Annotated in this window: 11 protein-coding genes and 1 riboswitch; of the genes, 2 read left to right on the top strand and 9 right to left on the bottom strand. The window is 73.5% G+C overall.

The genetic code is table 11. The features are described 5' to 3' along the window. Together ACWEJX_RS35900 and ACWEJX_RS35895 are read right to left on the bottom strand one after the other, a co-directional pair. On the bottom strand, nt 1-1,117 hold a 1,117-nt coding region (locus ACWEJX_RS35900; protein ID WP_451611611.1), incomplete at its 3' end, for a DUF2330 domain-containing protein. A gap of 136 nt (nt 1,118-1,253) precedes the next feature. Then, nucleotides 1,254-2,552, bottom strand: coding sequence for a cytochrome P450 (locus tag ACWEJX_RS35895; RefSeq protein ID WP_451611610.1), 1,299 nt, complete (start codon nt 2,550-2,552; stop codon nt 1,254-1,256). A gap of 241 nt (nt 2,553-2,793) precedes the next feature. On the opposite strand from ACWEJX_RS35895, the gene ACWEJX_RS35890 reads away from it, so the two are divergent. Beyond that, nucleotides 2,794-3,963, top strand: coding sequence for a steroid 3-ketoacyl-CoA thiolase (locus ACWEJX_RS35890; RefSeq protein ID WP_451611609.1), 1,170 nt, complete (start codon nt 2,794-2,796; stop codon nt 3,961-3,963). A gap of 92 nt (nt 3,964-4,055) precedes the next feature. Here the strand turns inward: ACWEJX_RS35890 and ACWEJX_RS35885 are convergent, their stop codons facing one another. From ACWEJX_RS35885 to ACWEJX_RS35855, 7 genes are all read right to left on the bottom strand, one after another. Beyond that, entirely contained in the window at nt 4,056-4,457 is a 402-nt protein-coding gene (locus ACWEJX_RS35885) for an aggregation-promoting factor C-terminal-like domain-containing protein (protein ID WP_451611608.1), read from the bottom strand. A 313-nt stretch (nt 4,458-4,770) separates the two neighbouring features. Beyond that, nucleotides 4,771-5,634 carry an ECF transporter S component gene (locus ACWEJX_RS35880; protein WP_451611607.1) on the bottom strand — a complete coding sequence of 288 codons (864 nt, stop codon included), beginning with the start codon at nt 5,632-5,634 and terminating at the stop codon, nt 4,771-4,773. Next, nucleotides 5,631-7,397, bottom strand: a complete 1,767-nt coding sequence (locus ACWEJX_RS35875) for an ABC transporter ATP-binding protein (RefSeq protein ID WP_451611606.1) — start codon at nt 7,395-7,397, stop codon at nt 5,631-5,633. The genes ACWEJX_RS35880 and ACWEJX_RS35875 overlap by 4 nt, the downstream gene beginning before the upstream one ends. Then, nucleotides 7,394-8,503, bottom strand: a complete 1,110-nt coding sequence (locus tag ACWEJX_RS35870) for an energy-coupling factor transporter transmembrane protein EcfT (RefSeq protein ID WP_451611605.1) — start codon at nt 8,501-8,503, stop codon at nt 7,394-7,396. The genes ACWEJX_RS35875 and ACWEJX_RS35870 overlap by 4 nt, the downstream gene beginning before the upstream one ends. Beyond that, nucleotides 8,500-9,174: an SCO2322 family protein gene (locus tag ACWEJX_RS35865; protein ID WP_451611604.1), complete on the bottom strand. Its 675-nt coding sequence runs from the start codon at nt 9,172-9,174 to the stop codon at nt 8,500-8,502. The genes ACWEJX_RS35870 and ACWEJX_RS35865 overlap by 4 nt, the downstream gene beginning before the upstream one ends. Further along, nucleotides 9,171-10,433, bottom strand: coding sequence for a prenyltransferase/squalene oxidase repeat-containing protein (locus tag ACWEJX_RS35860; protein ID WP_451611603.1), 1,263 nt, complete (start codon nt 10,431-10,433; stop codon nt 9,171-9,173). The genes ACWEJX_RS35865 and ACWEJX_RS35860 overlap by 4 nt, the downstream gene beginning before the upstream one ends. 94 nt (nt 10,434-10,527) lie before the next feature. Beyond that, nucleotides 10,528-10,600: riboswitch (cobalamin riboswitch) on the bottom strand. A 165-nt stretch (nt 10,601-10,765) separates the two neighbouring features. After that, on the bottom strand, nt 10,766-11,824 hold the full coding sequence (locus ACWEJX_RS35855) for an MBL fold metallo-hydrolase (protein WP_451611602.1): 1,059 nt from the start codon (nt 11,822-11,824) through the stop codon (nt 10,766-10,768). Nucleotides 11,825-12,080: 256 nt separating this feature from the next. Between ACWEJX_RS35855 and ACWEJX_RS35850 the strand changes: the two genes are divergently transcribed. After that, a complete protein-coding gene (locus ACWEJX_RS35850; protein WP_451611601.1) occupies nt 12,081-12,509 on the top strand; it encodes a hypothetical protein in 429 nt (142 codons plus the stop codon). The last annotated feature ends 71 nt before the right edge of the window (nt 12,510-12,580 follow it).

Below are 12,580 nucleotides of genomic sequence, written 5' to 3'. Positions count from 1 at the left end.
CGCCCGGCCCCGGCTGCCGCCCCGGGCTCGCGCCCGGCCCCGGCTGCCGCCCCGGCCTCCGTCGCGCCGCCCGGCTCCGTACGCGTGCCGTCGTCAAGGCGGCCGATGTGAGGACCAGCAGGGCGCCGGCCACGGTGAGCAGCCAGACCGGGATGCCGCCGGCCACCGTCCAAAGGCGGTCGTGCCAGACGATCACGCGATACGGGGTGTCGGCGGCGGTCCGGACGAGTTCGTGGTCGCCGTCGATGCGGGCGGGCTCGGGGAAGTACTGGTCGACGGCGGTGAGGAACACCGGGCCCGGACCGGCCAGGCGGGCCAGTTCGCCGTCCCGCTTCGGCGTGACGGAGCCCGCGAAGAGGACCTCGGGCCGGGCTCCGCCGATGGCGCTGCGCGGCTCCATGCGGTGGCCGGCGACCACGTACAGGCCCAGCGACTGCGGGGTCTTCGCGAGCCGGGAGAGCCGCATCGGGTAGACGGGCCGGTCGTTGGGGAAGCGGATCCGGATCGGGTCGAGGGCGCCGTACAGCTTCTCGCCGGCCTTCTCGGGGGCGAGGCGCACGGCCACGTACTCCCACTTCCGCTCCACGTACGGCCGGAGTTCGCCGGAGAGCCGGTCGGAGAGCTCGAAGCCGTTGCGGTGCAGCCAGTCGCCGAGCGCGGCCGGGTCGGTGGCGGTGAGCCGGGCGACGTCGAAGGGGCCGAGCCGCTCGCGGCCGACGACGCCGACGCCCGGGCCGCGCGCGCCGGGCGGGGCGGCGCCGGCCATGCCGTCGCCGCCGGAGAAGGGCCAGTCCGAGCCGCGCGGCCAGAAGTAGTCGCGGTCGCGGTGCTCGGGCGCGGTGAGCCCGTCGAGTTCGCCGAAGAGGTCCGCGTCGCCGAGGCTGACGTCGGCGCGGTGCGGTACGGGCATGATCCAGGCGGCCTGTTCGGCGTCGCCGTGCACGGTGAAGCGCATGACGATCTGTTCCACCCGCGCCCGCTCGTCCCAGCGCACGACCGAGGTCTCCCGGTCGACGCCGAGCTGCGCCATCCGGTTGGTGACCATGGCGCCGCAGCCGCAGGCGTACGCCGGCGCGACGAGCGAGCCGAGCTGGAGCGCGAGCAGCGCGACGAGCACGGCCAGGATGCGCGTCGTAAGGATGCGCGCCGTAAGGATGCGCGTCGTAAGGATTCTCGTCGTCAGGATTCGTCGTGTTGTCCCCCGCATGCCTGCTCGGACGCGCGAACGGACCTGGCGGTTCCGTTCAGTTCCGTCAGTTCGTTCGCCCGCCCGGAACCGCCTGACCGACCCTGACCCGGAGCTCCTTGATCCCGTTGAGCCAGGCCGCCCGCAGCCGGCGCGGATCGCCGGCCAGGGTCAGGTCGGGCAGCTCGTCGGCGAGCGCCTCGAAGATCAGCTCGATCTCCTTGACGGCGAGGGACTTGCCGAGGCAGAAGTGCGGTCCGCCGCCGCCGAAGCCGAGGTGCGGGTTCGGGTCCCGGGTGATGTCGAAGGTCTCGGGGCTCTCGAAGACCTCGGGGTCGTTGTTGGCGGAGGAGTAGAAGAGGCCGACACGGTCGCCGCGGCGGATCTTCTGACCGCCGAGTTCGGTGTCCTGGGTGGCGGTGCGCTGGAAGGAGACGACCGGGGTGGCCCAGCGGACGATCTCCTCGGCGGCGGTGGCCGGCCGCTCCCTCTTGTAGAGCTCCCACTGCTCGGGGTGGGTGAGGAAGGCGTGCATGCCGTGGCTGATGGCGTTGCGGGTGGTCTCGTTGCCGGCGACGGCGAGCAGCAGCACGAAGAAGCCGAACTCGTCGGAGGAGAGGTTGCCCTGGCCCTCGGCGGCGACGAGCTGGGACACGATGTCCTTGGCCGGGCACTCCTTGCGGGCGGCGGCGAGGTTCATGGAGTAGCCGATGAGTTCCATGGCCGCCTCGGCGCCGATCTCCTCCGTGATGGCGTACTCGGGGTCGTCGTACGCGACCATCTTGTTCGACCAGTCGAAGATCCGGGCCCGGTCCTCCTGCGGTACGCCGATGAGCTCGGCGATCGCCTGGAGCGGCAGCTCGACGGCGACGCGGGTGACGAAGTCGAAGGTGCCGTCCGCGTCGCCGGCCGACGCCGACGCCGACGCGGCCGCGGTCGCCTTCGCCTCGGCGACGATGGCGCGGGCGCGGTCGCGCAGCGCGGTCTCCAGGCTGCGGATGGCGCGCGGGGTGAAGCCGCGCTGGACGATCTGACGGACCCGGGTGTGCTCGGGCGGGTCCATGTTGAGCATGATCAGCTTCTGGACCTCGATCTGGTCCCGGGTGATGTGCTCGTTGAAGCGGATGACCGCGGTGTTCTCCTTCGAGGAGAACAACTCGGGGTGCGTGGAGACGTACTTGACGTCGGCGTGGCGGGTCACGGCCCAGTAGCCCTCGTCGGCGAAGCCGGTGACGCCCGGGGGCTGGGCGCACCACCAGACGGGGGCGGTCTGCCGCAGCCGCGCGAACTCCGGGTGGGGGACGCGGGCTTGCAGCAGATCGGGATCGGTGGCGTCGAACCCTTCGGAGAGATGGGGGCAGCTCATCGGCAAACACACTCCATATCTGATGGACCATCAGAAGTTGCCGGGAAAGGTAGTAACGAGTTCTACAAGTAGCAAGGCGCACGGCGGGAACTGTTGCGTCCCGGACCCTTGCGTACCGGCGGTAGCAGTCATAAGACTGCTACCGGAACTAGAACACGTACTAGTTCGGCACCAGTTCCACGTGACCCGTCGACCGGTGAGGGTGCCGGGACACCCGCCCGGGCGAGGAGAGGACGAGCTCATGGCCGCGGAACCCGTCATCGTCGAAGCCGTACGCACCCCCATCGGCAAGCGCGGAGGCGCGCTCGCCAACCTCCACCCCGCCTATCTCCTCGGCGAGACCTACCGTGAACTCCTCGGCCGCACCGGCATCCACGCCGACTGCGTCGAGCAGATCGTCGGCGGCACGGTCACCCACGCCGGCGAGCAGTCCATGAACCCCGCCCGCACCGCCTGGCTCGCCATGGGCCTGCCCTACGAGACCGCCGCCACCACCGTCGACTGCCAGTGCGGCTCCTCGCAGCAGGCCAGCCATATGGTGGCCAACATGGTCGCGGCCGGCGTCATCGACATCGGCATCTCGTGCGGCGTCGAGGCCATGTCGCGGGTCCCGCTCGGCTCCGGCTCCAAGCACGGGCCCGGCAAGCCCTTCCCGGACGAGTGGAACGTCGACCTGCCCAACCAGTTCGAGGCCGCCGAGCGCATCGCCCGCCGTCGCGGCCTCACCCGCGAGCGCGTCGACTCGCTCGGCCTGCTCTCCCAGGAGCGCGCCGCCGTCGCCTGGGCCGAGGAGCGCTTCAAGCGCGAGACCTTCGCCGTCCAGGTCCCGACCACCGAGGAGGAGCAGCACGCCGGGCAGGGCATGTGGCGGCTCGTCGACCGCGACGAGGGGCTGCGCGACACCACCATGGAGGGGCTCGCCCGGCTCAAGCCGGTCATGCCCACCGCCGTCCACACCGCCGGCAACGCCTCCCAGATCTCCGACGGCGCCTCCGCGATCATGTGGGCCTCCAAGCGCATGGCCCGCGCCCTGAAGCTGCGGCCGCGCGCCCGGATCGTCGCCCAGGCCCTGGTCGGCGCCGATCCGCACTACCACCTCGACGGGCCCGTGGACGCGACCCGGGCGGTGCTCGGCAAGGCCGGGATGTCGCTCAAGGACATCGACCTCGTCGAGATCAACGAGGCCTTCGCGTCGGTGGTGCTGAGCTGGGCGCAGGTCTTCGACCAGGACCTGGAGAAGGTGAACGTCAACGGCGGCGCCATCGCCCTCGGTCACCCCGTCGGCGCCACCGGGGCCCGCCTGATCACCACGGCCCTGCACGAGCTGGAGCGCACGGACAAGGAGTTCGCGCTGATCACGATGTGTGCGGGCGGGGCGCTGGCGACGGGCACGATCATCCAGCGGTTGTAGCCGGACCCTCAGGGACGGGAAAACGCCGCAGGCCCCGGTTCCTCCGCTGGGGAGGACGGGGCCTTGCGACGTCTGGGTGCTACCGGTCCGGCTTAGTACCAGCCGTGGGTCTGCCAGAAGTTCCAGGCGGCGTTCGGGGAGCCGTACCGCTCGTTCATGTAGTTGAGACCCCACTTGATCTGGGTGGCGGGGTTCGTCTTCCAGTCGGCACCGGCCGAGGCCATCTTGGAGCCCGGCAGGGCCTGGACCAGGCCGTAGGCGCCGGAGGACGAGTTGGTGGCGGTGTGGTTCCAGCCGGACTCGTGCTCGACGATCTTGCTGAACGACGCGAACTGCGCCGGCGGGACGATCTGGCGGGCGATCTCCTGCTCCGTGGCGGCCGAGGCCGTACCCGTCGTGCCGAGCACCGCGCCGGACGCGCCGATGAGGACGGCGGCGGAGACGGCGAAGGTCTTCTTGCGGGAGTTGACACGAGTGGCGATCGAGCGGAACAAAGCGTCTTACCTAACGTCGGGGGCAAAGGTCGCGCCGGGCGCTTTCGGCATGCCGGAACCAGGGCCCGGGAGTCCCGGGAACTGGGGGGAACCGGCCTGCCGTGATGCTCTCGGACGAGAAGTCCCGAGCACCGGCTGCCTGGCGACGTCCACCAGAGAAGCAGCCCGGCGAGGCCGTGGCAACGACCCCCTGTACGAGGCCGGTTCGGAGGAGGGGGGTGCGGCGCCGGGGGCGTGCGATATGTCCGGCCCATGACATCACCGCAGCTCATGGCGGTGTATGGGTTGATTTGGGTGGTCTCGCCCGGGTCTACTATTCCGGTTCGGACGTGACGTGGGTCCTATGAGGGGCCTCACCCCGGAGGGCCCTCTCAGGGGCCTCGAATGTGACCTGGGCCTCGAAGTTCGCCCGCCGCGTGGCCCGGCGCAGCGCCCTCAGGAGCGCGCCGCCGGTGGTGAGGGTCAGAACGACGGTGAGCAGCGCCCGGCCCAGGTCCCAGCCGAGCGAGGTGGCGGCCACGTACGCCGCGAACCGCACCAGGTTCTCCCGCACCGGATCCCCCGGCTGGAAGGAGATGCCCTGGCCCATGCCGCCGACCGTCACCCAGCCGTAGAGGTTGGTGACCGTGCCGTACGCGAACGCCGCCACGAAGCCGTACGCCGCCAGCACCAGCCGCTCGCCCCGCCCCCTCAGCCGCTCGGAGCCCGGCAGCAGACCCGCGCCCATCGCGAACCAGCCCATCGCCAGCATCTGCGTCGGCAGCCACGGCCCCACCCCGCCCGTGAGCAGCGCCGACGCGAACATCGTCACCGCGCCGAGCACGAAGCCGAAGCCCGGCCCGAGGACCCGGCCGCTCAGCACCATCAGGAAGAACATCGGCTCCAGGCCCGCCGTCCCCGCCCCGATCGGCCGCAGCGCCGCCCCCACGGCGGCCAGCACCCCCAGCATCGCCACCGCCTTCGCGTCCATCCCGTAGTCGGCGATCGTCGCCACGACGACGGCGATGAGCAGCGGCAGCATCAGCGCGAAGAACCACGGCGCGTCGGCTGCGTGGTCCGTCAGCGCGGACCCCGCGTCGGCGAAGAGGGGCCAGCCGACGGCGATCAGTCCGACGACGGAGACCAGGACGAGGGCGGCGATCGAACGGGGCCCCAGCCGGACGGGACGCGAGCTCATGCGCGCAGCGCCTCCTCCACCTGCTCCACCGTGAGCCACGGCTCCGGCGCCAGGACCTTCGCCACCTGCGGCGAGAACGCCGGCGAGGAGACGACCACCTCGGCCGTCGGCCCGTCCGCCACCACCTCACCGCCCGCGACGACCACGACACGGTCCGCGAGATCCGCGGCGAGCTCCACGTCGTGCGTGGCGAGCACGATGGCGTGGCCGTCCGCCGCGAGGGCGCGCAGACGCGTGACGAGACGCGCCTTCGCCGCGTAGTCCAGACCACGGGTCGGCTCGTCGAGCAGGAGCAGCGGCGGGCGTGCGGTCAGTACGACGGCGAGCGCGAGGGCGAGGCGCTGGCCCTCGGACAGGTCCCGCGGATGCGTTCCGTCCGCGACGCCGGGCAGCAGCTCGGACACCAGGGCCCGGCAGCTCCCGGGCGTGGCGCCCGCGTCCTGGTCGGCCGCGGCGCACTCGGCGGCGACGGTGTCCGCGTAGAGGAGGTCGCGCGGCTCCTGCGGCACGAGCCCCACGTGCTTGATCAGCGTCCGCGGGTCCGTGGCGTGCGGGGTGAGCCCCGCCACCCGCACGGTCCCGCCCGTCGGCGCGATCATCCCGACGAGGGTCCCGAGCAGCGTCGACTTCCCGGCGCCGTTGCGGCCCATGAGGGCGACGGTCTCGCCGGCGCGGACCTGGAGGCCGACGCGGCGGAGGGCCTCGACGCGGCCGCGGCGGACGGCGAGACGGTCGACGGAGAGGAGGGGGGCGGTGGGGGTGGGGGCGGTGGCCGGGCCGGTGCGGCGCCGTTTGAACAAGGGGAAGCCCCCGCCCCACCCCTTCCCGAAACCTGGGGCCTGGGGCGCAGCCCCGGTTCGGGAAGGGGCGGGGTGGGGAAGGAAGCCCGCCGCAGCCGCAGCCGCAGCCGCAGCCGCAGCCGCAGCCGCAGTCGCAGTCGCAGTCGCAGCCGGCACCCGCCCCGCCAGCCGCTCCCTCAGCGCCCCCGCGCGGCGCCTCGCGTCCCGCACCGTCAGCGGCAGCGGGTCCCAGCCCGCCGCCCGGCCCAGGGCCACCACCGGCGGGTACACCGGCGACACCGCCATGATCTCGGCCGGAGGACCCATCACGGCCTCCGGGAGGAGCAGCACCTGGTCCGCGTACTGGACCACTCGCTCCAGGCGGTGCTCCGCCATCAGCACCGTCGTGCCCAGGTCGTGCACGAGGCGCTGCAGCACGGCCAGCACGTCCTCCGCCGCCGACGGGTCGAGCGCCGAGGTCGGCTCGTCGAGGACCAGCACCTTCGGGTGCGGGGTGAGGACGGAACCGATCGCGACCCGCTGCTGCTGTCCGCCGGACAGGGTGGAGATCGGCCGGTCGCGGAGCTCGGCCAGGCCGAGCAGGTCCAGGGTCTCCTCCACGCGCCGCCGCATCACCGCAGGGGGGAGCCCGAGCGACTCCATGCCGTACGCGAGCTCGTCCTCGACGGTGTCCGTGACGAAGTGGGCGAGCGGGTCCTGCCCGACCGTGCCCACGACGTCGGCGAGCTCGCGCGGCGGATGCGTCCGGGTGTCCCGGCCGTCGACCGTGACGCGGCCCCGCAGGGTGCCGCCGGTGAAGTGGGGGACGAGACCGGAGACGGCGCCGAGCAGGGTGGACTTGCCGACGCCCGACGGGCCGACGAGGAGGACCAGCTCGCCCTCGGGCACCACGAGGTCCACGTCCCTCAGCGCGGGCGCGGCCTCGCCGTCGTACGTCACCGAGACGTTCTCGAAACGGATCACCGCTTCGCCTCCTTCGGATCCTTCGGCACCGGGGCCACGAACGCGGGCAGCAGACCGAGCAGTACGGACACCGCCGGCCACAGCGGCAGCTGGGGGGCTTCCAGGGGCACGACCCCGGGATGCAGGGCCTGCGGCGCCACCGACCCCGCCCGGATCATCGCCACCGCCACGGCGACGCCCGACCCGGCGACGAGCCAGGCCCGGGCGCCCCACCGGTCCGGCCGGTAGCGGGTACGGGCGGCGCGGCGGCCGCCGAGGCGCAGGCCCGCGAAGGCGGCGAGGAGGCCGGCGGCGAGGAGCGGCAGCCCGTAGCCCGCGCCTTCGGCGGCGAGCAGCCCGTACGAACCGGCGCACACGCCGAGCAGTCCGCCGAGGGTGAGGATGTTGGTGGTGCGCCGGACGGCGGGCGGGACCTGGGCCGTACGGCCGTAGCCGCGCGCGTCCATGGAGGCGGCGACGGCGACCGACCGTTCCAGGGCGCCTTCGAGCACGGGCAGCCCGATCTGCAGCAGGGCGCGGACCCCGCCCGTGGGGCGGCCGCGCAGCCGGCGGGCGGTGCGCAGGCGCAGCACGTCGGCGACGAGGTTCGGGGCGAAGGTCATGGCGACCACGACGGCGACCCCGGCCTCGTACAGCGCGCCCGGCAGTGACTTGAGCAGCCGCGCCGGGTTGGCGAGGGCGTTCGCCGCGCCGACGCAGATGAGCAGGGCGGCCAGCTTCAGGCCGTCGTACAGGGCGAAGACGACCTGCTCGGCGGTGACCCGGCCGCCGATCCGCACGCCCTGCGCCCAGTCGGGCAGCGGCAGTTCGGGCAGTGTGAAGAGCAGCCGCGAGCCCGGGATCGGCGAGCCGAGGACGAGCGAGAACGCGACGCGCAGGGCGACGACGAACAGGCCGAGCTTGACGAAGGCGCCGTACGAGCGGGCCCAGGGCGCGTCCGTACGGCGGGCCGCCACGACATAACCGGCGACGCCGACGACCAGGCCGAGCAGGAGCGGGTTGGTGGTGCGGGAGGCGGCCACGGCGAGGCCGAGCGCCCAGAGCCACCAGGCGCCGGGGTGCAGGGCGTTGGAACGGTTCGCCTCGGGGGCGCGCAGCGGCGTCATCCGCGACGGCGGCGGGCCTGCCAGACACCGGCGGCGCCGAGCAGGAGCACGGCCGCCCCGCCCGCGACGAGCCCGAGCGACGGACCGCCGGAGCCCTTCGCGGCGGCGGGCTTCGGGGACGCCTCCTTGGACTTCGCCGACTTCGCCGACTCCGCCGACTCCGCAGACACCTGCTCGCCGCACCCCTTCGCCGGGTACCCCGCGATCCCGCACAGCAGCGCGTTCGTGTCGTACCGCAGCGGCTTCGCGACCTCCGCCAGTGCCTCCGCCGCCGTGGCGTCCTCGCGGACCCGCGGGCAGCCGGTCCGCAGGCCGGGCTCGGGCGGGGTCTCGCCGGCCGCGGCGTCCTCGGGGCGGCCGAAGTCGATGACGACGGCGACCCGCTTGGTGCCCGCCTGCTCCGGCACGCCCGCGCACAGCCGTGCGAAGTCGGGCCGGGCGGCGGGGCGCGCGGCGTCGTTCGAGTCCTGGCTGACGGCGAAGCGGAAGCCGACGACGTCGCCGTCGGCGGGCCGGGCGCTCGCGGGCCCCTGGGTGGCGTAGGCCCACGTGCCGCCCTTGCCGCCGCCGTCCCAGAAGGACCAGTAGCGGTAGCCGACGGCCTGGGCGGGCGCGGCCGCCGCGAAGGACACCAGCAGGGCGGCCGCGCCCACCGCGAGCTGCGGCCTCACTTCTTGCGACCGCTCAGGAGGAAGCCGATGCCGACGCCGACGACCATGCCGATGCCGATGATCCACCACACGTCGAAGCCGCCCTGGTCCTCGTCCGCGCCGGCCGACGCCTCCGAGTTGTCGGGGGCCTTGGGGGCCGGGCCGGTGGCGTTGAGCTGCTCCAGCAGGTCGACGGTGCCGAAGCTGCGCGGGTCGGTGTCCATGGCGTGCGCGGCGAAGACCAGCTGGGCGTACGCGGCGGGGCCGCCGGTCTTCGCCCAGGGCGCCGAGTTCTTCTCCAGCCAGGCGAGGGCGCCGGTGGCCTCCTTCTTCGCCCCGGCGGCGGCGAGCGCGACGACGGCGTCGGCGGTGTTGCCGTAGTCGGGCAGCTCCGCGCTCTCGGCGGCGCCGGGCAGCGGCGGGGTGGAGAGGTGGGGGTTCTTGGCGAGCTGGGCGGCGAGCCAGGCGGCGCCGTTGCGGGCGGCCTGGTCGGGCGCCGGCTTGGCCGCGTCCGTGCAGACCGGCCGCTGCTCGGGGTCGGCGCCGCGCGCGGTGATGCCCTTGCCGAGGCCGGCGAGGGTGGCGGCGGCGGTCGCGTCGGCGTTGGCGAGGAGCTTGCCGGTCTTGTCGGGCTGGTACGCGAAGGCTCCCGCGCCGCCGTCCTGCGCGGCCGCGCCCGCGCAGGGCAGGGCGAAGGTGAGGAGGGCGTCGTACGGGTTCCTGCCGGCGGCGGACCGCACGTCGGCGGGCCGGACGCCGGCGGAGGCGAGGGAGCCGATGACGACGGAGGTGGAGTTGGCGTCGCTGGCGCCGCCGGGGTTGTAGCTCCAGCCGCCGTCCTTGTTCTGCACGCTCTTCAGCCAGGCGGCGCCGGCCTTCGCGGCCTGCGCGGTCTTCTCCGGGGCGGCGGACTGGCGGGCCACGGCGCCGAGGGCCTGGACGGCGACGGCGGTGGCGTTGGTGTCGAGCATCGTCTTCGCGTCGCACGGCTTGGCCGGCTCGGCGCGGTACGAGGCGAAGGCGCCGTCGGCGCACTGCTGGCCGAGCAGCCAGTTCACCGCCTGGTCGGCGGGCTGGATGCCGGAGGTGCGCTGGGCGAGGAACGCGAGCGACTGGCGCCAGACGCCGTCGTAGGTGGGGTCGCCCGTGCCGTAGAGACCGGCGGGGATCTTCACGGGGACGGGGGAGGGGGCGGGTGCGGCGGCGGCCGTTCCGGCGGCGGCGGTGCTGAGCACGGCACCGGCCGCGAGTGCGGCGGCGGCGCGGCGAACGCTGATCATGGGTCCCTCTCCTGCGGGCACCGGACACCGGCACCCGGGGAGCCAGCCTCCGGCGCCGTTCTCCTCGACGGTGCCGGCGCTCACGTCCCGTACCGGGCATTCCGACTCGCCACCGGTGACGGTGGCTCACGGCTGCGGGACAGTGCCGGTTTCCCACCGGCTTCCCCCTGTACGGGCATGACGACGGCCGCCCACTTTACCGGCCGGGCCCCGGGCGCCCCCCGGCGCCGTACGTCACTCCGGGCCCGTCACTCCGCGCCCCTCACACCAGGCCCCTCACACCAAGCCCGTCACTCCGCTCCCGTCACTCCGGGCCCGTCCCCCCGCTCCCGTCACACCGCCACGTACCGCACCGGCTCCGTCCCAGCCACCGCCTCCGCGCGTCCCAGCTTCACCAGGCGCCGCACATGGGCCTCGGCCTCGCTGACGGCGATGTTGCGGGAGCCGTGCGGAATGCGGTCCCAGGGACGGTTCCACTCCATGCGCTCGGCGAGCTCCCAGGGGGTGAGCGGGGTGGCGAGGAGGGTGAGCAGGTCCGCGAGCCGGGCCTCGTGGTGGGCGAGGAGTTCGCGGACGCGGCCGGCGGCGTCGGGGAAGGCGTGCTGGTGGGCGGGGAGCACCTCGGCGACGCCGAGGCGGCCGATGCGTTCGAGGGAGTCGAGGTAGTCGCCGAGGGGGTCGGTGTCGGCGCCCTCGTCGGGGTCCTCGTAGAGACCGATGTGCGGGCTGATCCCGGGCAGCAGGTGGTCGCCGGAGAAGAGCCGGCCGTGGCCGGGCAGTCCGGCCGGGTGGGCCTCCTCCAGATGGAGGCAGACGTGGCCCGGGGTGTGCCCGGGGGTCCAGACGGCGCGCAGCCGGCGGCCGGCCAGGTCGAGGAGTTCGCCGGGCACGATCTCGCGGTCGGGAAGGGCGGAGCGCAGGCCGGGCAGCGTGCGCGTCCGGCCGTCGCGGCGGGCGGCGCGCGCGGCGAGCAGCGGGGCGGTGTGCTCCTCGGGGGCGCCGACGGCTTCGAGCTTGCGGGCCAGGTAGTCGAACCAGGTGCCGGGCTCGGCCTCGCGGGTGCGGCGGACGACGGCGATGTCGGCGGCGTGCATCGCGATCCAGGCGCCGGACTCCTCCCGGACCCGGCCGGACAGGCCGTGGTGGTCGGGGTGGTGGTGGGTGACGACCACGCCGTGGACGTCCCGCACGCCGATGCCCAGGGCGCCGAGCCCACTCGTGAGCTCGGCCCATGACCGGGGGTCGTCCCAGCCGGTGTCGACGAGCACGGGCCCGCGGTCGGTGTCGACGACGTGGACGAGGGTGTGGCCGAGCGGGTTGTCCGGGATGGGCACCCGCAGGGACCAGACGCCGCCGCCGTGGTCCGTCACCGTCTCGGTCCCCTGCGCCATGAGCGTCCTCATCTCTGCGTGCCGGTACGGCCGTTGACCACTATAACGAGAACTGATGAACCGTCAGATAGTGGCGGGCGGCACCGTCCTGACATCACCGAGAGTGACGCATCGTTGGTCCGAATGTCTGATTTCATGCGTAAGTGCTCACGTGGTGTGACATGCATGTCGTGCCCCAGCGTCCACACTCCACGGAGATGCCATGCGTCGCGCTTTCGCCACGGCCCTCATGACGGCGGCGGTCACCGTTGCCGGCATGACGACGGCCGTTGCCGACAGTCCTCACTTCATCGGTGACGTCACCTGCACCAAGTCCCTCACCAGCGGCCTCACCTGCAGCGGCAAGGCGGCCGGTCTGGGTACCGGCAAGATCGGTGCCTTCCTCACCGCGGAGTTGGTCGACGCCGAGTACGTGTGCGTCAACAAGGGTGGCAACATCGCGCCCGGCCAGGGCACCGAACACCAGAACGTGCAGGGTCCGACCGAGACGATCACGCCCCACAACGGGCAGATCACCTTCAGTGCGACGCTCCCGGTGCCCCAGAAGCCGTCCGCGAAGGACGTGTGCCCCAACGGCAACTGGACGGTGCACCTGCTGCACCTGACGTACACGGGTGTCGTCCTGCACATCCAGAAGGGCGGCGAGGACGTCCTGGTCAAGGATCTCGGCGTCATCGACCCGTGATCCTGCCGTGCCTGGCCGTGCCGGCAGGGCTCACCCCCCCGGGGCGGGCGAGCGGGCGCCGAGGGGGGGGT

Source organism: Streptomyces sp. NPDC004788, assembly GCF_053601115.1.
The sequence above is the reverse complement of the archived record's forward strand: the minus strand, read 5'-3'. Positions and strand labels throughout refer to the sequence as shown.